Consider the following 23,165-nt stretch of genomic DNA (forward strand, 5'->3'; position numbering starts at 1 on the left):
GGCCAGGCACTGCCGCGCCCGCACGCCCAACCCTTGCGACCCTTTGGGCGCTTGACCCCCAGCGTGGCAACGCCCGCTCCGGCGCCCCCTGGGGCCTGTCAGGTTCAGGGCGCGCCATCATGGCATGGGCAGGGGCAATTGGAAAACAGCAAAACCAGCTGGGCCAACCACACAACTCCAGCCGCCCATGCCATCTGTGCACGTAAAATACGCACTATAAGGAGAAACCATGTCCAACCATAAATGCCAGCCTGGGGCTGCCAAGCCACCAAGCCCCCCTCAGGGCGCGTGGAAGGCGCCAGCCCAGGGGGCCTTGGAAGCTATCCTCAACCAGGTGCGCTTTGACAGCGCAGGCCTGGTCGCTGCCATGGCCCAGGCTGAGGACGGCACCCTTTTAATGCTGGCCTGGATGAACAGGCAGGCCTTGGCAGAAACGCTCAGCACAGGGCGTGTGTGCTACTACTCACGCTCCCGCCAGAAGCTGTGGCGCAAAGGGGAGAGTTCAGGTCAGCACCAAAGCCTGCTTGACGCACGCCTGGATTGTGATGGGGACGCCATTCTGCTGACGGTGCGCCAACATGGGGGCCAAGAGGGCACTGGGGGCGTGGCTTGCCACACGGGCAGGCGCAGCTGCTTTCACCAGCGTATCACTCCCCAGGGGCTGCACCCGAGCGAGAGCCCCCTCATCACCCCTGGTGAACTCTATGGCACGGTGGGCGGGGCTGCCGCAGCCCCTTGAAGCCGGCCCAGCCCAGGATTGAAGCCGCACGTTGGGGCGGTCTGAGAGCGGGGCCGCCCTGCTCCAGGCGAGTTTGGCCTATTTTCGCCATGACTATGGGCCATCCTTACCCTCTGGAAACCCGCTGCGTTAAAATCCCCTGGGGGAAACCCTTCTTTGAATCCTGACTAACCTCCGGGCTAACCCCAGCACCGCCACCAGCCATGGCGCTGGCAGCAGACCCTCCTGGCGCCGCAAACCTTGGGAGCACCCACTTGTGATCATCCGCCATTCACACGGCTTTGGCATTCTGTTTCGCGAAACGCTGCCCACGCTTGCCCTGTTCACGCTTTGGGACGTGATGGTGATGGTGCTCTACCAGCTTGGCCACATCGCCTGGCTTGACCAGCCAGCTTTGCCGATGTCGCTCATCGGTTCGGCGCTGGCGATTTTCCTCGGCATTCGCAATAACGCGGCCTATGGGCGGTGGTGGGAGGCACGCTCTCTTTGGGGACGGCTGACCAACAACTGCCGCAATTTCGGCCGTGAGGCCGCAACCCTTTTCAACGGCGCCCCAGAGCTTGTGCGCGCCATGGCGGCCTACCCCCACTACCTGGCGGCAGCGCTTTCACGCACACCAGTGGACGAAGGTGCAACCGCCCTGCTACCCGCCGCCATGCGCCCGCGCGTTGAAGCCAGCCTGAACAAGGCTGACGCCATCCTTTATGAAATCGGGCTGGGGCTGCGCCGCATCGCAGCCCAGCGCGGCGTGGACGGTGCTGCCCACGCAGGCGCTGAGAACATCCTGTCGGAGCTAGCCAACGCCCAGGGCGGGCTGGAGCGCATCGCTAACACGCCACTGCCTGTTCAATATGCCCTCCTGCCCAACATCGTCACGCACTTGTTCTGCCTGTTGCTGCCGCTTTCAGCTGTGGAGCCCATGGGGTGGTTCACCCCGTTCGGTTCCAGCATCATCGGCGTATTGTTCCAGATGCTTGATCGCAGCGGCAGCGACCTGCAGGAGCCATTCAAGCCAAGCCCCCACGCCCTGCCCATGGGTGTTATGGCCCACACCATTGAAACCAACCTGCTTCAGCAGGTGGGGCAGCAAGCGCGCCCTGTCCCCCCAGCTGTTAAGGGGGTGCTGCCTTAAGGCCAGGCTGCCCAGGGGAAGGCTGGCTGCGCTGTCTGGCCCTGGGGCAATGTTTTGGGGACAAAGGGGGCATTTTCTGTTACCATGGGCCCCATGAACACGAATTTCAAAACCCCAGCCAAGGGCGGGGTGACAGAGGAAATGGCGCGTGACGCCGCCAAGCGCACCGCTGCCCAGACCGACCCGGAGCAAGCGCGCGACCCCTTCAAGGTTGGGGACGCCATCGTTTACGCCGCCCATGGCGTTGGGCGGGTGGACCGCATTGGGGAGGATGAGATCGCCGGCACCATGATTGAGATGATCCAGATCTCCTTCCCCGGCAACCAGATGACGCTGCGCATCCCCCTGGCGAAAGCGCGCAAGTCCGGCCTGCGCAAAATCGCCAGCCGCGACATCGTGGATAAAGCCATGGCGGTGGTGAAGGGCAAGCCCCATGTCAACAAGGGCATGTGGGCGCGCCGCGCTGTTGCTTACCAGGAAAAGATCAATTCAGGCGACCTGGTGCAGATCGCTGAGGTCCTGCGCGACTTGCGCCGCAATGTGGACAGCCTGGACGGCAGCTTTTCAGAGCGCAAGCTATTTGAAGCTGCCCAGGAGCGCTTCGTGGCTGAACTGGCCGTTTTGGAAAACCGCGACCCTGAAACCGTCCAGGCTGAACTGGTGGCGGTGATGAAAAAGGCCTGATGGCCAGAGGGGGCAACCCCCTGTTGAAAGACCCCCACCTTCAAGGGGGCGGGTGCACAAGGCAGCCTTGAACAGGCCTTGACCCCCAGCGCTTGCACAGCTTGTGGGGGGGCGTTAGGACTTGAAGACAGCAAAGAAAAGGGTCCGTACCCCCGCCCAAGGCCCAACGGCAGCCAGACCTGCGCTTAGGTTTGGCAGGCTAGCCAGGCGGGGGTTGGCCGGATTGTTTTGTGTCCTTTCCCAGCAATTCAGGAGCTGACATGTCAGGTAAAATGTTTGAAGGCCAGAAGGTGCTCGTCACCGGTGCCAGCCAGGGCATTGGCGAAGCCACCGCCCTGTGGTTCGCCCAGCAGGGCGCGCGCGTTGCCATCAATGGCCGCAAAGCCGCCAAGCTGCAGGAAGTCCTGGCTAAGCTGCCAGCCGTTGCCGCTGGCCCCCATGCCATTGTTGAAGCTGACGTTGGCAATGCTGAGGCCGCTTGCGCCATGGTGGCTGAGACCATCAAGGCCTTCGGTGGGCTGGACGTTCTGGTCGCCAACGCTGGCTACCAGGTGCAGGCTGATTCCGATAAGTTCGAAGTCAAGGACTTCATGGGCGTCCTGACCGTGAACGTGCTTGGCGTTGTGGTGCCAGCCCGCGAGGCGCTGCGTTACTGGCTGGCCAACAACATCAAAGGCCGCATCGTGGTGAACTCCTCCGTTCACCAGGTCATCCCCAAGCCTGGCTTCATCGGCTACTCCGCCTCCAAGGGCGCTGTGGGCAACATTGTCCGCACCTTGGCGCTTGAATATGCCGACCGCGGCATCCGCGTGAATGCTGTTGGGCCTGGCGCCATCGTCACCCCCATCAACGATGCCTGGGTGCATGACCCCAAGAAAAGCGCCGCCGTCTGCAGCCACATCCCCATGGGCCGTGCTGGCACCAGTGAGGAAATCGCTGGTGTCATCGGCTTCCTGGCCGGTAAGGAAGCTGATTACATCACAGGCCAGACCATCTTCGTTGACGGTGGCCTGACCCTCTTCCCGAGCTTCGCCCACAACTGGTCATCGTAACCAGCCCCCATCCCCGGCCTTTACCTACCAAGGGGAGGCTGGGGTTTGAAGGTTGCACCCAAAAGGGGCCCGTGCCACCAGGCGCTGGCCCCTTTTGTCAAGGCGCAGGTGGCGGGTGCAGGACTGGTTGCCTCCAGGCGTTGCGCACTTTGCGCGCTTTCACGGTGCGCCCAAAGCAGGGTCAAATCGCGGTTGGAGTTGAGGACTGTAAAAAACATTTTACATTCTTTGGTGTCAAGACGCACGGCCGCCAGGCTCAAGGCAGCCATCCACCTGACACAACCTCAAAAAGCTGGACATTCCCGCTCCCAAGGCCGACAAACCTATACCAGAACAGCGCACGGGAAAGCGCCTTGAACAACGCCTTGCGGGGTTGACAAGCGCGCTTTCATCACAAGGCGCTGATGTCGCGTGAACAAGGATACGCCACATGAGTGATAACACATTTACGGGCCAGAAAGTGCTCGTCACCGGTGCCAGCCAGGGTATTGGCCTGGCCACGGCTGAATGGTTCGCCGCCCGCGGTGCCAACGTTGCCATCCACGACCTGCCCAACAAGGAAAAGGCCCTGGAAGAGACTGTCGCCCGCCTGAACAAAGACGGCAAAGGCCAGCATGTCAGCGTTGTCGGTGACCTTTCCAAGGACGTTGACATTATTGGCGTGGTCAAGAACGCCATCAGCAAGCTCGGCGGCCTGGACGTGCTGGTTTGCAATGCCGGTTATCAGGTTGGCGCTGATTCCGACAAATTCGAAGTCAAGGACTTCATGGGCGTCCTGACCGTGAACGTGCTTGGTGTTGCCCTCTCCGCCCGTGAGGCACTGCGCTACTGGCTGGCCAACAACATCAAAGGCCGTATCGTGGTGACGTCCTCTGTTCACCAGGCCATTCCCAAGCCCGGCTTCATCGGCTACTCCGCCTCCAAGGGCGCTGTGGGCAACATTGTCCGCACCTTGGCGCTTGAATATGCCGACCGCGGTATCCGCGTGAACGCTGTTGGACCTGGCGCCATCATTACCCCCATCAATGACGCCTGGATCCACGATCCCAAGAAAAGCGCCTCTGTGTGCAGCCACATCCCCATGGGCCGTGCTGGCACCAGCGAGGAAATCGCTGGCGTCATCGGCTTCCTGGCCGGTAAGGAAGCTGACTACATCACAGGCCAGACCATCTATGTTGACGGCGGGCTGACGCTCTTCCCGAGCTTCGCCCACAACTGGTCATCGTAATCAGCCAGTCCTGTGACGACCGCCCCCATGGCTGAAGGCCAGCTACCAAGCTAGCTTTCAGACTAAAGGGTTGAACCGCCTGCTCCAGCCAATGGGGTGGGCGGTTTTTTTATGACTTGCGGCTGTTTCGGGGCCGGTACGGGCGCCCTGTTAAACGCTTTTTTCAGTAATCTGTTCCGTAAGAGAGGCTGCCGCTGGTGCCAGGGTCGTTCTCAGGGGTGGTAAAGCCATTCACCTGCCCACCCGTGCCAAGCGTTGTGCTGGCGACCAAGTGCTTGGTGAGGTCGATCTTGATTTCAGCCTGCGACCCACCACCGCCTGAGAGGCCTTGGCGCGCCCCTACGAAAATGCCAGGGGCCACATATTTGCCGGCCTCAATCACGGCGCCACCATTGTCCACCCCTGTGCCGCCACCGATATTGAGCTGGTCCAGCCCCAGCACTTGGCGCAGCGCGTTGAGGGGATCAAAGGCACTGCCGCCGCCAATCTGCACCAGCGCCAACCCTAGTGACGCCATCTGGGCTGGTGAAAGGCTGCTTTTCATGCTGCCGAACAACAACATGGAAAGCACCTCGTCCTGGGGCCATGGCGGGGTGGAGTAGAACTTGATTTTGGGGCTGCTGGCGTAACCCGTCACGCTCAGCGTGGCCAGGGTGCCTTCCACGTTGCGGTCAGCGCGGAAATCCAGCGTTGGGTCAAGCCTGTGCGCCACCCCTGTGCCCCCAAAGGAGATCTCCCCCTTGCTGAAGTTCAGATTGACGCCAGCCAGGTTGAATGTGCCTTGCTGCAGCGCGAAGCCGCCTTGCAGCACAGGGGCATTAGCGGTGCCGCCAGCGTGGAGCTTGCCTGCCATCACAGCGTAGAGCCCATCGCCGCGCACGAAGAACTGCCCAGGGCTGACGACATTGACATTCAAGTTCACTGTGACAGCTGGCGGCGCAGGCGGCGTTGGGGCAAGGCCAGGCTTGACGATAGCAATCTGCGGCACCGAAGCTGGCATGGAGGAGGGAATGTTGACCGTCCCTGTGGGGATGGTGACAGTGCCATCCACATTCAGCAAGGTGCGCGCCTGCCCGAAGATGTGGATTTTCCCATCCAGCGTGATGGTCAGCAGGTCACTGTGGAGGGGCTGGGCGTTGTTCATCACAAACCACATGTCAAGCGGCATGGCGGGTTCCAGAACGCCCACCTGCCCATGCAGCCCCATGGAGCCACGGCCAGCTTTGATGGTCACACCCTTGATGACCACGTTTTTGTCCTGCAGCAGGATGTCAGCGGTGATGGCCGTAAGGTCAACGCCCAGCGCGTACTGGTTGAATGAACCATGGCGCAGCGTGACCTGCCCCCCCAGGGAAGGGTGCTGGGTGGTGCCGCGTGCGGTCACGTCCAGGTTCAGCATACCAGCGGCCGCCATGCCCGAAGCCCCCAGGATGGCGTTGGCCAGGCCCAGGTCGGCATGGCCCGTCAAGCGGGCATCCAGGGGACCATCCCCTTTCACGCTGGCTTGGCCTTGGGCCGTCACCTCAGCTTTGGGGCCAGCTTGGACGTGGGCTTTGAAAACAGCCCGCCCCGCCTTGAGGTCAGCATGTGCCGCCAGGGCGATGGCCGGCATGGCTTCCGTGCTGGCGCTGAGCAGCCGCAGGCCACCGCCATCAAGCACCACACTGCCTGAAGGGGCCTCAAGCGTGCCTGTTAAATGGGCATGGCCGTTGAGCCGCCCTTGCGCGCGCAAGCTTGGCAGGAAGGGGTTGGCCAGGGCGGGAGTGAGGTCGCGTAGACCCACATCAAGCGCCAAATCAGGCTTGATGGTACCAGCCACCCCCAACAAAGCTGGCGCGCCCTTGGGAGGGGCCAGCTCTAGGTTCAGCCCCTCCACTGCTGTGCGTGCCCCCCAAGTGATGCGCGCTGGGTTGCGCAAGCGCACATGGTCGCCTGCCACGTCAATCTTCAGGCGTTGCAGCGCCAATGCACCCCCCCCTGCAGTACCCTTGGCTGCTGGCGCTTTGAGGGCGGTTTTCTGGGCTGCCTTGCCCCCCAAAGGCAGGGCCAAGGTCCCCGCCACGTCAAAGCTGGCTGGGCCGTAAAGAGCTTTGCCTTGGCTGCTTTGGGCAGGGGGTTCCAGCCCGCCAAGACCTGCCAGGTTAACGCCGCATAGGGCAGCCACCGTTTGGGGTGCAGGCCCTTTAAGGCGCGCAGCGGCAGCGCCATTGAGCGGCACATGCTGGAACTGCCCGCCGCTTTGGAACATTAAGGCTGAAAGCGGCCCCTGGGCACGCAAAGCCATGTCCCCCCTCACCCCCATGGCGGCCACATGGCGCAGTTGGGCGTTCAGCATAATGGTGGGGGCGTCTGGCAGCTGCGCAACGCTACCGTTCAGCGCCAGGCTGCCTAGGCCCCATGGCCCCACCTGGGCGGCACCGTCCAGCGCCACATGCAGGGTTTGGCGTGTGCCAAGTGGCGGTGGCGTGCGGTCGTCAGTCGTGTTGAGGTGAAGGGCCACATGCCCGCGTGACGTCATGCCTGTCAGTGCCTGCACTAAGTCAAGGTTGCCCATGGTCAGGTCAAAACGTCCCAGCGGCACTTTGTGACCAGCCGCCAGGGTGAGCTTGCCTTGCCCGTTTAGGGCCTTCCAGGAAAGGCGCTGGATAGTGGCGGCCATGTCGCCTGATTTGCCACGGCTGAACTGGGCTTCAGCCAGCAAGGGGGTATGGTCGAGCGTACCGTTGAGGTGAAGGGCAATTTGGGGCGCTGTGGGCAGGTGGCTTGCAGTCACCTGCAATGCCAAGGGGCCGGGTGCTAAGTGAACACGCCCTGCATGGGCACCCAAAGCACCATCCATCCCCAGCTGGGCAGCAAAGTCATCCAATGGCCCTGAGGCCTGCAGCCTGATGGTGCTGTGGCCTTCCAGTTGGGGGGCGGCGCGCCCAAGGTCTGGCAAAATGAGGGTGGCTGCCGCTTTGAGCAAGGGCGGGGGGGCTTTGTGCCCTTTGCCTTGGGGCGTGCTGGTTTTAAGAGAGGCTGCCAGGGGTGTGGCAGATTCGGTCAAGCTGCCTTGGCTAGTAAGGTTGATGGCGCTCCCTTTAAGCGTGAGTGTTTCAAGGGTGGTGCGCGTTTTGTCCTTGGATGCTTTGAGGCTGAAGTGGCTCTCCGCCCCCAGCAGGCCCCAGAGCTGACTTTGGAGCGCGCTGGCCTGGCTGGTAGCCCTGGGCGCTGGAACGGCGCCATGGCGGCGTGGGCGGCGCTGGGGGGTGGTGGTCCTTTTGCCCTTGTGGTGGGCAGCCGCTGGGCGCAAAGCCGCTTTCCCTGGTGGGGTGAGGTGCAGCGTGCCGTCAAGGGCCGCCTTCATCACGCCGCTAGGGGGGGCTGCAGCTGCCAGGTTAGCCGTCAGGCTGCCTGAAAGCGCCTGGTGGGCGATGGCCGCTAACGGGGCGAGGGCAGGCAGGGCCATGGTTGCTTGAAGGGTGCGGCCTTTTAAGCTGCCATTGGCTTTTAGCTGCAGCAGGGGATGGTTGACATTCAGCGCGTAAGGTTGGGTTGGCGCTTGGGGCTTAATGGCCAGTCCCAGCTTTAAGGGCGCTTGCGCTAGCAGCCCAGCACCAGCGCCAGCTGGCAGCATGATGTCACGCGCTACCCCCTGCAGTGAAAAAAGTGGTTCCACAGCAGTGGATTTCTGGGTGTTCTCCTGGGCGGTTTTCTGGCCAACAGGTGGGGGGAGGACGGTGGGGTTGCTGAAATTAAGCGCAATGCTGCCTACGGCCACACCAGCCCCAGACAAACCCTGCACCACAAGGCTGCCCTGGCCTTCAGGCATGGCCCAAGGGCCATTCAGCGCTAATTGCAACGCCAAGCTGTTCCAGCCCATCAGCTGGCCATCGCGGCGCATGTGGATTTCTGGCAAGCTGGCCTGGATGCGCATGGCATGGAAACGCTGCCCCGCCACATCCACCTGCCCTGCCACGTGCAGCAGCAAAGGTTCCGCTCCTTGTCCTGCTATGGTCTTGGTTGGCGCTGGCGCAACCCCTTGCCGCACTCCCTGGGGCGCTGCTGGGGCTTGGGGTTTGGGCACCGTGTTAGCGGGCTTTTGGCTAGCTGGCGCCTGCGTGCCGCTGCGGGCATGGAGGGCTAGCGCCACATCAAGCGCCGTGAGCGGGCCATGGAAATCAACATCAAGGCGCAGCGGGTCAAGGCCAGGCACCACGGGTACCATGGCGGCGAAGCCATCCTGCCCATCTTCAAACGTCACATGACCTTGCCAAGGCTTGGACCCATGGGTGCTGTGATTGAAATCAAGCCCCAACCGCCCTGGGCGGTCAAGCCTGCTGAGGGTGAGGGCGAGCTGGGTCGCTGGGAAGTTGTCTGCACTCAGTCCCCCCCTGAAATGGGCGATGCTGCTCAACGCCACATGGCCACGCGCTGCAACAGTGCACCCGACACCCCCCACCCCTTTGCCCAGTTCCAAATGGTTGATGGCAAGGTGGCGCACATGCACGCTGATTGCTGGCAGTGGATTGGGATTAGGGGGTGTTGGTTTGGCGTTTGGGTCTGAAGCAGGTAGGCGGATGACATCAAGCTCCCGCGCTGTAAGGGTGTCCACGCTTGCGTCCAGCCCCACCAGGGCCAGGGGGTTCCAGCGCAAGTGGGCCTGTTCAAGTACCAGCCAGGGGCCCTTGCCGTCACGCAGCACAAGCTTGCCAAGGTGAATGTCCCATGGCAGGTGGCCTGAAAGGCCCGCAAGCTCCACCATGCCCCCTGTGAAGCGCCCAGCGTTCTGCGCTGCCCAGTGCTGTACCGCCGGCACGTTGATGGCCACCAGAACCCCTGTCAGCGCCATGCCAGCCAAAGTCAGCGGCACGCCAAACAGGACGGCCACCCCCAGCCCCAGCGCGCGCCACAAATGCCCTTTTTGGGGTGGGTGCGCTTGGGGCGCTTCTGCATTCCCTGGCAGGCTGGAGGGGTGGGTAGTCAAAAGTTTTCTCCCAAGCCGATGTAAAGTTCCCAATGGTCCCCACGGTGGGGCCGGTCAAGCGGCACAGCGACATCAACGCGGATGGGACCAATGGGGGTGAAGTAGCGCGGCCCCCCGCCAACGCCGACACGCACCTTGCCATGGCCTGGCGTGGCATGTTCGCTCACCTGGCCAGCATCGGTGAACAGGTCGAAGCCCCATTTCTTGAACAGCCGCTGGCGGAACTCAATTGTACCAGCGTCCATGGAGGTGCCGCCGATGGCATATTTGGTGTTTTTCCACTGCGGCCCCACCCCCTGGTAGCGGAAGCCGCGCACTGTGCCGGCACCACCTGCGTAAAGACGCTGGTCAGGCGGGATTTGCCACACATTGGCCCCCAGGATGGACCCTAACGTCACGCGAAACGCCAGGATGCTGCGCTTAGGTGGTGCGATGCCAAGCTTGTTGAGGTCAAAGTAAGTGGCCGCCTGCCCCATCAAGGGCAAATAGAACTGCGCCCCACGGCGGATGGAGACGGCAGGCGTGGCCCCTAGCGTGGCCCTGATGCCTGACGTGGCTGGTTCAATGGGGTTGGCTTTGTTGTCTGTGTTGTTGAACGTGGCCGTCAAAGGCAGGAAAGCGATGAAATAGCCCCGCTTCTTGCCAAACTGCGTGATGCTTTCGCGCTCCACCATGGCTGAATCGTCAACACTCCAGTCATCGTTGATGGGCTGACTGAAGCCCGCTTTCGCAAACCATGCCGTCTGGTGGTAGGAGTAGAGCCATTGGCGCAGCGCCTCAACGCGGAAATTCAGCGTGCGGTTGATCATGCCGTAATTGGGCACGTCGTAATCGGCGTAGATATCATAACCAAGCCCTTGCTGGGCCGAACCACCCAGCCCCGTGGCGATGGCCGCCAGATTGAGGCGCTGCCCAGCGCCAAGCACGTTCTTGTCTGACCAGTGCACGCCAGCGCGCCCGCCCAAATCGGTGGAATAGCCCACCTCGCCAGAGACATGGTAGCGCTTGGCGTCCTTGAAGGTAATCTTCAACGGCATGGCGGTGGTCAGGCCCTTCACGGCGCTGTCCTTAGGGGGGACGCTCAGCAAAGGGGGGTTGTTGGATGTCATGATGGAGCTGAACAGCCCCGTGGCCCCTAGGTTGAGCCGCGACTGATCGATGGCTGCAGCCTGGTAGAGCTGCCCTTCATGAAGCCCCATGATGCGCCGCACGTAGCTGGAGCGCACATCCTTGTTGCCCTCCAGCGTGATGGGCCCAATGATGAGCCGTGGCCCCCGATCCATGAAAAGCCGCACCGTCAGGCCATGGGTGGCGGGGTGGAGGATGCCTTCAGGCACCGTCACCTCAGCTAAGGCGTAGCCGTCATTCTGCAGATAGGCCAGCAACCTGGTGCGGGCGGCGATGATCTCCCCCGCCTTGGCTGGCTCGCCCACCTTCAAGTGGAACGCCTTGGCTTCCAGCGGGGTGAGGGTGACGGGATGGATGCTCTCCAGCGTTTTACAGGTCTCCGCCTGGCGTTGGGCTGCCTGACGGGCTGCTGCTGCGGCTTGGGCGGCTTTGGAGGGTGGCCGGGGCGCTTGGGCGCTGGCGCCGCTGGATGGGTAGAGGGTGGTTGGCGCAGCGCCCCCAGCCCCTTCAGACCCATGCAGCCCTGCCGCCCCTGCTGCCGCAGCGCCTGCCACTGTGGCAGGCTTGGACAGCACCAGGATGGAGCTGATGTGGTAAAGTGGCCCTGGCTGAACGGCAATGGTGATGGTCACCGTGCTGCCATGGGGCAGGCTTGCTAGGAACATGGCAAGGGCTGGATCGCGTCCATCCACACTGGGCGCATGATAAGGGGCGCTGCCACCTTGGGGGGGCTTGGGCGCTGTAATGGTCATGGTAATGGTGCCGCTGTAATACCCCTCTGAATGGAGCGCGCCATCAAGCCGCCCGTAATCCTCTCTGATGCGCCCTGCTAAGGCGAAAGGGCCCACAGGGGGGGCTGTTAACAGGCTTTTGAGTTCAGATGATGCCTGGAGCGCCCCGTCAAGGGCTGCGTTGCCTGTTGGCTTCATCACTAGCTTGTAACGCACAGCGTCAGGGGCTGGCTGGTTGGGCTTGGCTTTTTCCTGCGCCTTTTCCTTGCCGCTTTGAGTGTCCTTGCCGCCGCTATCCTGGCCAGCACCCTTAGCTGGACCTGTTGCCAGTGTTCCTTGCTGGGGGGTGGTTTGGGGGGCGTTCTCCATCACAGGAGTAGTGGTGCCTGGCGTAGCTGGCGCTGGGGTGCTTGCCCCACCCAAGGCCCAGGTTGGTTCCACGCACCACCCCAGCAACGCCAGGGGCAGGGCGCGCAGCCCCCATGCCCTGCCTAACGGCTGGTGGTGGGGGAAAGGCCGCGCAGGCTGGTCTGGGCGTGGTGTGGGCACGTTCAGTCAGTCATCCATTATCCATGGGGTTGGCATGGCTCAGCACCACCATGCCAAACCCTCAATCAGCTGTACGTTGGGCGCAAGCGTGGGGGCAAAGCCTGCAAACGTCACCAGCTTTCAGGCCGCGCCCAAAGCATTCCTATCAGACAGCCCCACTCAGACAGTCCCACCAGGTGGGTTGCGTCATGCCTTAGGGCAGGGTCAGGTTACCGCGCCCATCAGCTGGCTGTCCACGCCAACAGATGCACAGCAAAGCCAGGGCGTTTTTAAGGCAGGCGCCAAAACAAGCCGCAAAAACAATATGGCAGCCGTACAATACCAGGTCCTATAGCGCGCCCTGGGCACGGAGGCAGGATTGTGCCCGGCCTGCAAAATGCCTATCACGTTAGGCCATGTGCGCTGAACACAAACCCGCCGCCACACGCCGCACCAACAGCCGGCCCCGCTTCGACCCTGAAGCGCTGTTCCCAAGCGAACGGCCCACAACGCCGCGCACGCGCACCAGGCGCCTGCGTGCCACAGGGCGCTTGGCAGCACTCCTGGGGTGGGGGGCTTTCTCTTGCTCAATTCAAGTGCCGCTGATGGCCCTGCCTGGCTGGATGCACCTGCGCTGGCCACGGGTGTTCTGGCGCGGCGTGTGCCGCATCATGGGCATGAAGGTGCGCGTCCTCGGCAAGCCAGCCGCCACAAGCACGGCGGCACGCAAACGCCGGCCTGTCATTTATGTTGTCAACCACACCAGCTGGATGGACATCGCGGTTCTGGGCAGCATCATGCCCACCATTTTCATCTCCAAGGACGAAGTGCGCCACTGGCCCCTGGTCGGCATCCTGACCAAACTGGGCAGCACGCTTTACGTCACCCGCACCCCCCAGACGGCCAGCGCCGAAATCAGCGAAATCAGCGCCCGCCTGCGCGAAGGGTACGACATCACCTTCTTCCCGGAAGGCACAACGTCAGATGGTGCTGGTGTGCTGCCGTTCCTTTCCTCGCTGTTCGCTATTGCCAAGCCGCCGCGCACAGCTGCAAGCGCCCCAGACGAGGACGCGCCACGCCCCCTCGTCCAGCCCGTCAGCCTGGTCTATGACCAGCTGGAAGGGTTGCCCACAGGGCGCAACCGGCGTTCCTCTGTGTTCTCCTGGTACGGGGACATGGAGTTTGGGCCGCACTTCAAAGAACTGAGCGCGTGGCGCGCCATGCGCGCCAGCGTCATGTTCCATGCGCCGCTGGACCCTGAAACCTTCCCCACCCGCAAGAAGCTGGCTGCGGAAGCCCAAGCCATCATCGCCAGTGGCAGCGAAACACTGCGCCAGCAGCGCCTGCCCCACAGCAGCTGAGCGACCCCCAGCACCCTACCTCCATCCAAGACTTGCCCACCAAACCCGCTTTCAGGAACCTGGCTGCGCCATGACGTCATTCAAGCCCACTCCAGCCACCATCCCCCTTGCCCAACGCCGTGCAAACCCGTCCCCAGCTCTGGCGCAGGCCCCGCGCAGTGTTCACATCATCACCTGGGGCTGCCAGATGAACGTCTATGACAGCGCCCGCATGGCCGACATCCTCCGCCCCTTGGGCTATGGTCCAGCCCAGGCACCTGAGGAGGCGGATATGGTCATCCTCAACACCTGCCACATCCGGGAGAAGGCCGCCGAAAAAGTGTTTTCAGAGCTGGGGCGCCTGCGCCAGGTGGCTGAAGCGCGCCAGGAGCGCACAGGCAAGCCCACCCTCATCGCTGTTGCTGGCTGCGTGGGCCAGGCCATGGGGGAGGAGATCATCGCACGTGCCCCTTGGGTGAACCTTGTCCTGGGGCCGCAGACCTACCACCGCCTGCCTGAAATGGTCGCCCGTGTGGCCCGCAGCAGCCCAGGGGGCGTTGGGGGCGGCGCTGTGGACACTGATTTCCCCGCCATCACCAAATTCGATTTCCTGCCAGACGCCCTGGCGCCTGAGAACCAAGGCCAGCTTTCAGCTTTCCTGACCGTGCAGGAAGGGTGCGACAAGTTCTGCACTTTCTGCGTTGTGCCCTACACGCGCGGCATGGAAACAAGCCGCAGCCTTGAATCCATCCTGGCAGAGGCCAAGCGCCTGGCTGGGGCAGGGGCGCGTGAGATCACCCTGCTTGGGCAGAACGTCAATGCCCTCACTGCCCCAGACAGCCACGGTAACAGCCACGACCTGGCCGCTGTGGCAGAGGCTGTAGGGGCCATCGATGGCATTGAGCGCATCCGCTACACCACTTCCCACCCGCGTGACATGAGCGAAAGCCTGATTGCCGCCCACGGCGCCAACCCCACTTTGATGCCTTTCCTGCATTTGCCTGTGCAGAGCGGCTCTGACCGCATCCTCAAGGCCATGAACAGGGGCCACAGTGCTGCGGACTACACAGCCTTGGTGGAGAGGCTGCGCGCAGCCCGGCCTGACCTGGCGCTGTCGTCTGATTTCATCGTGGGGTTCCCTGGGGAAAGCGATGATGATTTTGAGGCCACCATGGCGCTTGTGCGTTCAGTTGGCTTTGCCTCTGCCTACAGCTTCAAATATTCACCCCGCCCTGGCACGCCTGCAGCCAGCTTGCCCCACCAAGTGCCGGAAGATGTCAAAACAGCGCGCCTAGCCAGGCTTCAAGCCTTGCTTGAGGAGCAGCAGCGCGCTTTTAATGAATCCATGGTAGGAACAGTTCAGGACATCCTGGTTTCAGGGCCAGGCCGCAAGGAAGGCCAGCTCACTGGCCGTTCACCTTACCTCCAGCCCGTTCACTTCACTGGTGAGGCTGGGCTGGTGGGCAAAATGGTGAAGGTACATATCGACAAATGCGTCTCGCATTCCTTGGCGGGCACGCTTCTTGGGGAGGCAGGGGCCCGTTGAGCAACCATTCAGATAGTTCCAGTCCAGCCACGCGCACCGTTGTGCTGCGTTTTGAGGACAACGCCCTTTTGCAGCGCCTTTTGGGTGACCATGACCGCCACCTCCCCCTTTTGGAGGAGGGGCTGGATGTGCGTCTTTCCTGCCGTGGCAACCGCATGGCCATCACAGGCGCGCCCTTTGCGGTGACGCAGGCGCAAAGCGCCATCAGCGCCCTTTACCGCCAGGCCGCCCAAGGGGCGGACATGGACGAGGGGCGGGTGCGCGGCGCCATCCGCATGAGTGGCCACGCCCCCGCGCCAAGCCAGCCACACCGCCCAGCAGGGGACGTTGAGAACGCCCCCCAGGGCCGCAGGAACGCGCGCGGGCCTGTGCAGCCCAGGCCTGCCAGCACGCGCATGCCTGAATTCCGCGCCCCTGCAGGGCTGCGCCAACCGCTGCCCCAAAGCGCCCAGGCAGAAGCTACGCAATCTGCTTACCCCTACCCCCCTGAGGAGGACGCCCCACCCACACGCCACAATGCTTCAAGCCATGGCCTTTATGGCCAGGATGCCGCTTTCGAGCGTGCCGTAGCCGCGCGCGAACGCGCTCTTCACGATCCTTACAGCGCAGCACGCCCGCTAGGCCGTGGCGGTATGCCGGCCATCCGCACCCGCAAAGGGGTGATCGGCCCCCGCTCCCACGGGCAGGCGGCTTACATGGACGCCTTGGCCCATAAGGAACTGGTGTTTGGCATTGGCCCTGCAGGCACAGGCAAAACCTACCTTGCTGTGGCCCAGGCTGCCGCCATGCTGCTTTCAGGCGAAGTGGAACGCATCATCCTCTCCCGTCCCGCTGTGGAGGCTGGCGAGAAGCTGGGCTTCCTGCCTGGCGACCTTAAGGAGAAAATCGACCCTTACCTGCGCCCCCTTTATGACGCTTTGGGCGACATGATGCCCCCTGGCCAGATTGAGCGCCGCCTTGCCTCTGGCGAAATTGAGGTTGCACCCTTGGCCTTCATGCGGGGGCGCACGCTTTCACATGCTTTCGTTATCCTTGACGAGGCCCAGAACACCACGCCCGCACAGATGAAGATGTTCCTCACCCGCATGGGGCACGGCACGCGCATGGCCGTCACGGGTGATGTCAGCCAAGTTGACCTGCCGCGCGGGCTGACGTCTGGCCTCAAGGACGCCCTGGCCACATTAGAGGGCGTGCCTGGCGTGGCCATAGCGTGGCTGAATGCCGGCGATGTTGTGCGCCACCCCATGGTGGGCCGCATTGTGGATGCCTACGATAGCCGCTCAAGCCTGCCTGAGCGTGACGATGGGCACCACACTTACAGCCGCCGCGGGGAACAGGACGGATGGCGCAGCTAACCGTCCCCCCAACCCTGCCCGCCAAGGGGGGCCTTGGGCCGCAGGCTGGGCGCTCGGCCCTTTCCCCAACGGCGCGCAGCACCCTTGCCCTTCAGGTGGACGACCAGCGCTGGCACAGCCTGCTGGGGCGTGTGGGGGCAAGCCCAGCCAGGCTTGGGGCGTTGCTGTGGCGCACTGTCCTGGCTGCAGCCCAGGCTGACAGGGGCGCTGCCCTGCGCCTGGCTGGCCCGCTCAACCTCCTACTGACGGACGACCGCACCATGAAACGCCTCAACAGGCAGTTCAGGGGGCTGAACAAGCCCACCAACGTGCTGACCTTCCCAGCCGCCAACGGCTGTGGTGGCGACATCGTGATGGGCTGGGGCACAGTGGCCCGTGAAGCCAGGGGCAAAGGGGTGACCATGCACCAGCACTGCTTGCACCTGCTGGCCCATGGCTGCCTACACCTGGCTGGGCTGGACCACCACCACCCAGCGGAGGCCGCCTTCATGGAAGGCAAGGAAAGCCGCGTCATGCGTGCTTTGGGCCATGCCAACCCCTGGAAAGCGTCAAGCTTAGTCACAAGCACCGCCAGGCGGGGCGGCCAACCATGACGGACCCTTCCCAACCAGCCACCAGCGCGCGTGCTGAACGCCCCACGCTTTTCAACCTCTTCAGCCGTAAAGGACGCGAGCACAACCTGCGTGAGCAGGTGGAGGCCCTGGTCAGCACGGCAGCCCACCTCAATCCCGTCCCGGGGGAGACACCAGCGCTGGACAGGCAGGAATGCGCCCTTCTGATGAATGTCCTGCACCTGCGCAACGTTACGGCGGGGGACGTGATGACGCCTCGCGCTGACATCGTGGCCATGGCCCATGACATCACCTTTGATGAAGCCCTGACCCTGATGCAGGACGAGCAGCACTCCCGCCTGCCCGTCTACCGCAAGGAGCTGGACGACGTCCTGGGCATGGTGCACGTCAAGGACCTGGTGGGGGCGCTGCGGCAGGACAAGCCTTTCGAACTGGCGGCCCTGCTGCGCCAGCCCCTGTTCATCGCTGCTACCATTCCTGTCCTTGACCTGCTTCTGCAGATGCGCCAGCGCCGCACCCACATGGCGCTGGTGATTGATGAATATGGCAGCATTGACGGTCTCGTCACCATTGAGGACTTGATTGAAACCATCGTGGGCGACATCTCAGACGAGCATGACGACCCTGTCGTCTCCCCTTGGCGGGAGCGGCCTGATGGCACGGTGGACATTGATCCCCGTATGCCTGTGGAAGACCTTGAGAAGCGCCTTGGTGGCGCTGTGCTGACCCCGGCCGAGCAAGACGCGGAAATTGAAACCGCCGGCGGGCTGATATTCCACCTGGCTGAGCATGTCCCTGCGCGTGGCGAAGTGCTGACCCACCCCAGCGGCTTGGAATTTCGCGTGACAGATGCTGACGCACGCCATATTCGTGCCTTGAGGATGCGCAAACCTGAAGGCTGGAAACCGGCCGGGGCCAGCCCCGACCGACTTGAAGAGGATCGTTCTGACAATGGTTGAGTTTGGGGCTGACAACAATCAGGCGAAAGCCACCGTGGGGGCCAATGCCCCCCAAAGCGCACCCGCACCTGGGCGGCGGCGCGTGCTGGCCATGGGCGGGGCGCTGATGGGTGGGGCGGCCCTGGGCGCGCTTCTGCCACAGCGCCTGGCGTGGGCTGCCAGCCCCAAAGCTGTGGTGGCGGCCAATGCTGGGGTGGTGCTGGGCAAGCCTGCTTTCGCCAGCCCCATTGACCCGCGCTTGTCAGTGCGGGCGCTTGGCAACCCCAATGCCCCCGTCACCGTGTGCGAGTGGTTCTCCCTGACATGCGTCCACTGCGCCCATTTCGCCCTGGATGTCTTCCCCAAGGTCAAGGAGGATTACATCGATACCGGCAAAGTGCGTTTTGAGTTCTGGGATTACCCGCTTGACCGCATTGGGCTGGTGGCGGCCATGGTGGCGCGTTCTCTGCCGCCGGAACGCTACTTGCCCTTCATTGATTCGCTGTTCTCGCGCCAGATGAAATGGGCCTTCGGTGGTGGCGACCCTTTGAAAAACCTGCAGCAGGAAGCTGCGCTGGCTGGCGTCTCAGCAGGGCATTTTGAAGAGATCCGCAATGACAAGGCCTTGGCGCAGGCCATCTACAACACAGACCAGGCCGCCACCAAGCTCTACGACATCAAAGGCACGCCTTACTTCCGCTTCAATAACATCGCTTTGGCGCAAGATCCTGGCTCCATCGATAAATTTGGGGAGATGGTCGACAAAGCCATGGATGTTTTGAAGAAGGACGGCAAGCTTGCCGACCAGGCCCGCAAGGACATCCTCAAAACGCCTTAAGCGCCCTGAGCACCCCCGCCTGCCATGGGCACTCCACCAAAGAGGGTGGGGCGGGGAATGGCTGACGCTTGCATAATCTGCTATGCTCCCACAGGCAGGGCACATTCTGGCCGCCTGTGGGCTGGTGGGGTGTGACCGCGCCCCGTCCTGAAGCCGTGGCTGCCCCTTGGGCAGCTTTGCCGTTTATGTGAAAGTCACGCATCTGTCTGTCGCTGCCACCCTTGCCGAACCTGCCTTGAATGATGTGGCAGCCCAGCGCATCACACGCCACGGCGTGCGTGTGGTGGGGGATGTGCATGGCGACATCGCGGCCTTCCGCCATGCCATCGCCACGGAACGCTACGTCATCCAATTAGGGGACCTGGTCGACCATGGGCCAGACAGCGCTGGCGTTTTTGAGCTCATCCTTGAACTGCTGGGCAACCAGCGCGGCATGTTCGTGATTGGCAACCACGACCGCAAGCTGGGCCGCGCTTTGGCTGGGCGCCGCCTGCGGCGCGATGGGCCGCTTGAGGACACGCTGCGCCAAATCATGCGTTACCGCACTGAAGGCCTGCCAGAGCGCGTCCATGCCGCCATCAGCACAGCGCCTGCTTGGCAACGCATTGGTTCAAGCATGTTCGTCCATGGCGGATTCCACACAGCCATGCTGGCTGTCCCGCCCCCGGAAAACCCGCTGGGCGAGATGAACCCACCCCTCTCCCGCGCTCTGTTTGGCGAGACGACAGGCCGCATGCAGCCTGACGGCTATCCGGAGCGGCGCCTGAACTGGATCAACCGCATTCCCCCTGGGCTGACGGTTTATGTGGGCCACGACCGGCGCTCCACAGATGGGCGGCCCTGGGCGCGCAAAGGGCGCCTTGGCGGGCGCGCCGTCTTTATGGATTTGGGGGCTGGCAAAGGTGGGCACCTGGCCTGGGTCGACCTGGACACGCTTTAAGGTTTTCCAAGCTTAAGGTTTTCCAGGCCACGCAAAAAGCCCCAGCCCCTTGATGCCATCTGAACCCCTGGCTTAAACCAGGGGGGCACATCACCAAGCCAACAAGCGTTGTAAACCTTACCTGGCCGTCATGGTTCCACGCAGGGGCACAAACATGAACACCATTAAGCCAACACCACCCCACCCCCATTCACCCATGGCCAAGCCACTTTCCCGTGAGGAGGCCTTGGCGGAGATCGACCGCCTCCGCCATGGGATAGACTGTATTGACGCTGCCTTGGTCTACATGGTGGCTGAGCGCTTCCGCTGCACGGGGGAAATTGGCGCCATCAAGGCGCGCGCAGCCCTGCCCCCCGTTGACGAGGCCCGCGAAGGCCGTCAGAAGGCCCGCCTGGCCAAACTTGCCGCTGAAGCAGGTCTTTCACCAGATGTTGTGGAAGGGCTGTTCCGCTACATGACCACGGAAGCCGTGCGCCGCCACCGTGAGATTGCCGCGCGCACCCAACAAGCCACCCCGCCAGCCAAGCCCGCCTGACGGCTGGCGCGCCTGCCGCCAATGCCTTCAACGCCCACCACCCCTAGATGATTGATGAGAGAGCCTTCATGAGTGACCATCCCCACGCCCCCTCCAACCACCAGCCAGCCGAGCGCACCGCCTGGGACAGGGACGCCGCCCTGACCACGGCGCGCATTCTGCTGGAGATCAAGGCCATCAACTTCCGCCCTGACGACCCCTACACCCTGACATCTGGTTGGAAGTCGCCTGTCTACATCGATTGCCGCAAAATCATTTTCTTTCCCCGCGCCAGGCGCAAGCTGATGGAGCTGGCGGTGGAGAAAATCAACCGCCATGTTGGTTTTGAAAGCATTGACGCCGTGGTGGGTGGGGAGACCGCAGGCATTCCCTTTGCTGCCTGGATGGCAGACCGCATGATGGCCCCTATGGCCTATGTGCGCAAAAAGCCCAAGGGCTTTGGCCGTAATGCCCAGATTGAAGGTGACGTGCCCTTGGACATGCGCACCCTGCTGGTGGAGGACTTAACCACTGATGGCGCTTCCAAAATCCGCTTTGCCCATGCTTTGCGCGATGCTGGCGCGATCATCAACCATGCTTTCGTGATTTTCTTCTACGGCGTTTTCCCAGGTTCGCAGAAATCCCTGGCGGACATGGGCATTACCCTCCATGCGCTGTGTACCTGGTGGGACGTTTTGGAGGCCTGCTCAGGTGGGCGCCACTTCTCTGACAGCGACAGCGCCGCTGTACGCCGCTTCCTTGATGATCCTTGCGGCTGGTCGAAGGCGCATGGTGGCGTAGGCAGCCTTGAGGAGGCCCTGGCCTTCAAGAAGGACTGACCACAGCCAGCCGCCTGTTCCTGGGGCGCCCTGGGCGCTTCTGGGCCCAACGCCAGGGGATTTCCCATGCTCATGCCTATTTGTGACAACGCCGATCATGACCAGGCCCCTGGCCACGCTAGCCAGCCAGCGCCCAGCCTGCCTGAAGAGGGCCGGGGGCGGCGTGTGCTGGTTTTTGATTCAGGCATTGGAGGGTTGGGCACCGTTGCCAGCCTGCGCGCCCAGGCGCCAGCGCTGGCAGTGGATTTCCTGGCTGACAACGCCTTTTTTCCTTACGGCGACAAACCAGACGACCTGCTGCGTGCGCGCATTGTGGCGCTTTTGGAACAAGCTGTGGCGCAGCTGCAGCCAGAGGTCGTCATTGTGGCCTGTAATACAGCCAGCACCTTGGCCCTGGCCCCTTTGCGCGCTGTGCTGAACGTGCCTGTAGTAGGGTGCGTGCCCCCTGTGCGCTGGGGGGCGAAGGTCAGCCAAACGCGCACCCTTGGCCTGCTGGCCACGCCTGCCACGGCCCGGCGGGGCTATGTGCAGCAGTTGCGCGACCTCCATGCTGCTGATTGTGCGCTTCACGTCCATGGCAGCGCCCTTTTGGCTGGGCAAGCTGAAAAGGCCTTCAGAGGAGGGGAGGTGGACAGCGCAGCCATAGAGGGTGAACTAGCCGCTCTTCTGGCTATGGCAACCCCAACATCCCCCATAGACGTCATCGGTTTGGGCTGCACCCATTATGCTTTCATTCTGCCGCAGTTGAAAGGCGCTGCTCAACGCTTGCTTGGCGCTGAAAGGGCTGCGCGCCTGATGTGGCTTGACCCAGCCCCCGCTGTGGCGCGCCAAGCCTTGCGGCGCTTGCAGGAACAGGCGCCAACCACCCTAGCTGCGGTTCAGGCAGGCCAAGGGGTGAATTGCTTCCACACTACAGGTGCTTTGCCTGATGAAGCTTTGGCCAAGCGCCTGCCAGAACTGGGCTTTGGCGCTAACCGTCCCTTCACCCCAATCTGAACCAAAGCTGGGGCTGGGCCTTTTCAGCGCGCGCGGTTGACCGTGTAAGTCAGCGTTTGGGCCAAAAGTGACTTCAACTCGCTTTCAGGGAACTGGGCTAGCGCCGCCAAAGCTTGGTCAGCATAAGTGCGCGCTTTGTCCAGGGTAGCTTCAATGGAGCCTGTTTGCTTGATCAGCTTCATGGCATGGTGAAGGTCGCGCTTCTGGGCCGCTTCATCAAGGTTGGTAGCATCTGCACCCGCGCCCTGGCGTTCAATAACGCGGCGCCAGAAGGCCCTGTCCTCCTCTGTGCCGCGTTCCCAGGCCGTCAGCACAGGCAGGGTGATTTTTCCTTCCCTGAAGTCGTCACCCACCGTTTTACCAAGCGTCTCCTGCTCAGCCACGTAGTCCAGGGCGTCATCCACCAGCTGGAAAGCCATACCGAGGCCTTCACCAAAGCGTTCAAGGGCCTGCTCCTGCACAGGCGTGCCACTGGCCGCCACCACCCCCACACGGCAGGCCGCAGCAAAGAGTGCTGCGGTTTTGCCGTGAATGACCTCTAAGTACTTGTCCACGGGGGTGGAGAGGTCGTTCTGCGTGGTCATCTGCAGCACCTCGCCTTCAGCGATGGTGGCGGAGGCATTGGCTAGAATCCCCATGACAGCCAGGGACCCATCCGTAGTCATGAGCTGGAATGAGCGCGAGAACAGGAAATCCCCCACCAGGACAGAAGCCTGGTTGCCAAACAAGGCGTTGGCTGAGGCATGGCCGCGCCGCAGGAGGCTTTCATCGACTACGTCATCATGAAGGAGGGTGGCTGTGTGGATGAACTCCACGCACGCCGCCAGGCGCACGTGCCTGTCCTCCCCCGGTTTGCCGCCATAGCCGCACAAGCGCGCCGCAGCCAAGGTGAGGAGCGGGCGCAGGCGCTTGCCGCCAGCAGAAACCAGGTAAGCGCCCACCTGGGGGATGAGGGGCACGGAACTTGCCATGCGGTCCATAATGACCTGGTTGCAGGCCTTCATGTCCTCCCCCAGCCATGCGGTCAGGGCCTGGAGGGCGTTTTCGCCGCCCATGGCCTGGGCTGGCTGCGCTGGGGGGGCTGCTTCAGGTGCGGGCT

Annotated in this window: 18 protein-coding genes; 15 read left to right on the top strand and 3 right to left on the bottom strand. The window is 62.8% G+C overall.

What is annotated here, in order from left to right:
• Window positions 1–229 precede the first annotated feature (229 nt).
• The 5 genes from hisI (at window position 230) to E3E12_RS00265 (ending at window position 4,835) form a co-directional block, all read left to right on the top strand.
• Window positions 230–739 carry a phosphoribosyl-AMP cyclohydrolase gene (hisI, locus tag E3E12_RS00245; RefSeq protein WP_141442535.1) on the top strand — a complete coding sequence of 170 codons (510 nt, stop codon included), beginning with the start codon at window positions 230–232 and terminating at the stop codon, window positions 737–739.
• 256 nt (window positions 740–995) lie between these two features.
• On the top strand, window positions 996–1,871 hold the full coding sequence (locus E3E12_RS00250) for a bestrophin family protein (RefSeq protein ID WP_141442536.1): 876 nt from the start codon (window positions 996–998) through the stop codon (window positions 1,869–1,871).
• A gap of 93 nt (window positions 1,872–1,964) precedes the next feature.
• Complete coding sequence (locus tag E3E12_RS00255) at window positions 1,965–2,555, top strand: CarD family transcriptional regulator (protein ID WP_141442537.1); 591 nt, start codon at window positions 1,965–1,967, stop codon at window positions 2,553–2,555.
• 260 nt (window positions 2,556–2,815) lie between these two features.
• Window positions 2,816–3,607: an SDR family oxidoreductase gene (locus E3E12_RS00260; RefSeq protein WP_141442538.1), complete on the top strand. Its 792-nt coding sequence runs from the start codon at window positions 2,816–2,818 to the stop codon at window positions 3,605–3,607.
• Window positions 3,608–4,037: 430 nt separating this feature from the next.
• Window positions 4,038–4,835, top strand: coding sequence for an SDR family oxidoreductase (locus E3E12_RS00265; RefSeq protein WP_141442539.1), 798 nt, complete (start codon window positions 4,038–4,040; stop codon window positions 4,833–4,835).
• A 163-nt stretch (window positions 4,836–4,998) separates the two neighbouring features.
• On the opposite strand, the gene E3E12_RS00270 is transcribed toward E3E12_RS00265, so the two are convergent.
• Together E3E12_RS00270 and E3E12_RS00275 are read right to left on the bottom strand one after the other, a co-directional pair.
• Window positions 4,999–9,801, bottom strand: coding sequence for a translocation/assembly module TamB domain-containing protein (locus E3E12_RS00270; protein WP_141442540.1), 4,803 nt, complete (start codon window positions 9,799–9,801; stop codon window positions 4,999–5,001).
• Window positions 9,798–12,209, bottom strand: a complete 2,412-nt coding sequence (locus tag E3E12_RS00275; protein ID WP_141442541.1) for an autotransporter assembly complex protein TamA — start codon at window positions 12,207–12,209, stop codon at window positions 9,798–9,800. The genes E3E12_RS00270 and E3E12_RS00275 overlap by 4 nt, the downstream gene beginning before the upstream one ends.
• A gap of 395 nt (window positions 12,210–12,604) precedes the next feature.
• Here E3E12_RS00275 and E3E12_RS00280 point away from each other — a divergent pair, with 395 nt between their 5' ends.
• The 10 genes from E3E12_RS00280 to E3E12_RS00325 all read left to right on the top strand — a co-directional run bounded on the left by E3E12_RS00280 (window position 12,605) and on the right by E3E12_RS00325 (window position 22,066).
• Window positions 12,605–13,549, top strand: a complete 945-nt coding sequence (locus E3E12_RS00280; protein WP_141442542.1) for a lysophospholipid acyltransferase family protein — start codon at window positions 12,605–12,607, stop codon at window positions 13,547–13,549.
• A gap of 70 nt (window positions 13,550–13,619) precedes the next feature.
• On the top strand, window positions 13,620–15,074 hold the full coding sequence (gene miaB / locus E3E12_RS00285) for a tRNA (N6-isopentenyl adenosine(37)-C2)-methylthiotransferase MiaB (RefSeq protein WP_141442543.1): 1,455 nt from the start codon (window positions 13,620–13,622) through the stop codon (window positions 15,072–15,074).
• 155 nt (window positions 15,075–15,229) lie between these two features.
• Window positions 15,230–16,429 (top strand): PhoH family protein, encoded by a 1,200-nt coding sequence (locus E3E12_RS00290; RefSeq protein ID WP_408869943.1) that lies wholly within the window; start codon window positions 15,230–15,232, stop codon window positions 16,427–16,429.
• Window positions 16,417–17,022 carry an rRNA maturation RNase YbeY gene (gene ybeY, locus E3E12_RS00295; protein WP_141442544.1) on the top strand — a complete coding sequence of 202 codons (606 nt, stop codon included), beginning with the start codon at window positions 16,417–16,419 and terminating at the stop codon, window positions 17,020–17,022. Before E3E12_RS00290 ends, ybeY begins: the two co-directional genes overlap by 13 nt.
• A complete protein-coding gene (locus E3E12_RS00300; protein ID WP_141442545.1) occupies window positions 17,019–17,960 on the top strand; it encodes a hemolysin family protein in 942 nt (313 codons plus the stop codon). Before ybeY ends, E3E12_RS00300 begins: the two co-directional genes overlap by 4 nt.
• The gene (locus E3E12_RS00305; protein ID WP_141442546.1) at window positions 17,953–18,777 is read left to right on the top strand and encodes a thioredoxin domain-containing protein; all 825 of its coding nucleotides are present in this window, start codon (window positions 17,953–17,955) and stop codon (window positions 18,775–18,777) included. The genes E3E12_RS00300 and E3E12_RS00305 overlap by 8 nt, the downstream gene beginning before the upstream one ends.
• 235 nt (window positions 18,778–19,012) lie before the next feature.
• On the top strand, window positions 19,013–19,717 hold the full coding sequence (locus E3E12_RS00310; RefSeq protein WP_240810639.1) for a metallophosphoesterase: 705 nt from the start codon (window positions 19,013–19,015) through the stop codon (window positions 19,715–19,717).
• 154 nt (window positions 19,718–19,871) lie between these two features.
• A complete protein-coding gene (locus tag E3E12_RS00315; RefSeq protein WP_240810511.1) occupies window positions 19,872–20,252 on the top strand; it encodes a chorismate mutase in 381 nt (126 codons plus the stop codon).
• Window positions 20,253–20,320: 68 nt separating this feature from the next.
• Complete coding sequence (locus E3E12_RS00320; RefSeq protein ID WP_141442547.1) at window positions 20,321–21,070, top strand: orotate phosphoribosyltransferase; 750 nt, start codon at window positions 20,321–20,323, stop codon at window positions 21,068–21,070.
• 66 nt (window positions 21,071–21,136) lie between these two features.
• Window positions 21,137–22,066 carry a glutamate racemase gene (locus E3E12_RS00325; protein ID WP_240810512.1) on the top strand — a complete coding sequence of 310 codons (930 nt, stop codon included), beginning with the start codon at window positions 21,137–21,139 and terminating at the stop codon, window positions 22,064–22,066.
• Between the two features lie 23 nt (window positions 22,067–22,089).
• Here the strand turns inward: E3E12_RS00325 and E3E12_RS00330 are convergent, their stop codons facing one another.
• Window positions 22,090–23,121: a polyprenyl synthetase family protein gene (locus tag E3E12_RS00330; RefSeq protein ID WP_141442548.1), complete on the bottom strand. Its 1,032-nt coding sequence runs from the start codon at window positions 23,119–23,121 to the stop codon at window positions 22,090–22,092.
• Window positions 23,122–23,165 lie beyond the last annotated feature (44 nt).

Source organism: Formicincola oecophyllae (assembly GCF_006542395.2).
In the GTDB taxonomy this organism is placed as follows: Bacteria; Pseudomonadota; Alphaproteobacteria; order Acetobacterales; family Acetobacteraceae; genus Formicincola; species Formicincola oecophyllae.

What these genes read in the sequence shown, in the direction of transcription:
- hisI (WP_141442535.1), top strand. Translation starts at nt 230, where the DNA reads ATGTCCAACCATAAATGCCAGCCTGGGGCTGCCAAGCCACCAAGCCCC.
- E3E12_RS00255 (WP_141442537.1), top strand. Translation starts at nt 1,965, where the DNA reads ATGAACACGAATTTCAAAACCCCAGCCAAGGGCGGGGTGACAGAGGAA.
- E3E12_RS00260 (WP_141442538.1), top strand. Translation starts at nt 2,816, where the DNA reads ATGTCAGGTAAAATGTTTGAAGGCCAGAAGGTGCTCGTCACCGGTGCC.
- E3E12_RS00265 (WP_141442539.1), top strand. Translation starts at nt 4,038, where the DNA reads ATGAGTGATAACACATTTACGGGCCAGAAAGTGCTCGTCACCGGTGCC.
- E3E12_RS00280 (WP_141442542.1), top strand. Translation starts at nt 12,605, where the DNA reads ATGTGCGCTGAACACAAACCCGCCGCCACACGCCGCACCAACAGCCGG.
- miaB (WP_141442543.1), top strand. Translation starts at nt 13,620, where the DNA reads ATGACGTCATTCAAGCCCACTCCAGCCACCATCCCCCTTGCCCAACGC.
- E3E12_RS00290 (WP_408869943.1), top strand. Translation starts at nt 15,230, where the DNA reads ATGGCCATCACAGGCGCGCCCTTTGCGGTGACGCAGGCGCAAAGCGCC.
- ybeY (WP_141442544.1), top strand. Translation starts at nt 16,417, where the DNA reads ATGGCGCAGCTAACCGTCCCCCCAACCCTGCCCGCCAAGGGGGGCCTT.
- E3E12_RS00300 (WP_141442545.1), top strand. Translation starts at nt 17,019, where the DNA reads ATGACGGACCCTTCCCAACCAGCCACCAGCGCGCGTGCTGAACGCCCC.
- E3E12_RS00305 (WP_141442546.1), top strand. Translation starts at nt 17,953, where the DNA reads ATGGTTGAGTTTGGGGCTGACAACAATCAGGCGAAAGCCACCGTGGGG.
- E3E12_RS00315 (WP_240810511.1), top strand. Translation starts at nt 19,872, where the DNA reads ATGAACACCATTAAGCCAACACCACCCCACCCCCATTCACCCATGGCC.
- E3E12_RS00320 (WP_141442547.1), top strand. Translation starts at nt 20,321, where the DNA reads ATGAGTGACCATCCCCACGCCCCCTCCAACCACCAGCCAGCCGAGCGC.
- E3E12_RS00325 (WP_240810512.1), top strand. Translation starts at nt 21,137, where the DNA reads ATGCTCATGCCTATTTGTGACAACGCCGATCATGACCAGGCCCCTGGC.
- E3E12_RS00330 (WP_141442548.1), bottom strand. Translation starts at nt 23,121, where the DNA reads ATGGGCGGCGAAAACGCCCTCCAGGCCCTGACCGCATGGCTGGGGGAG.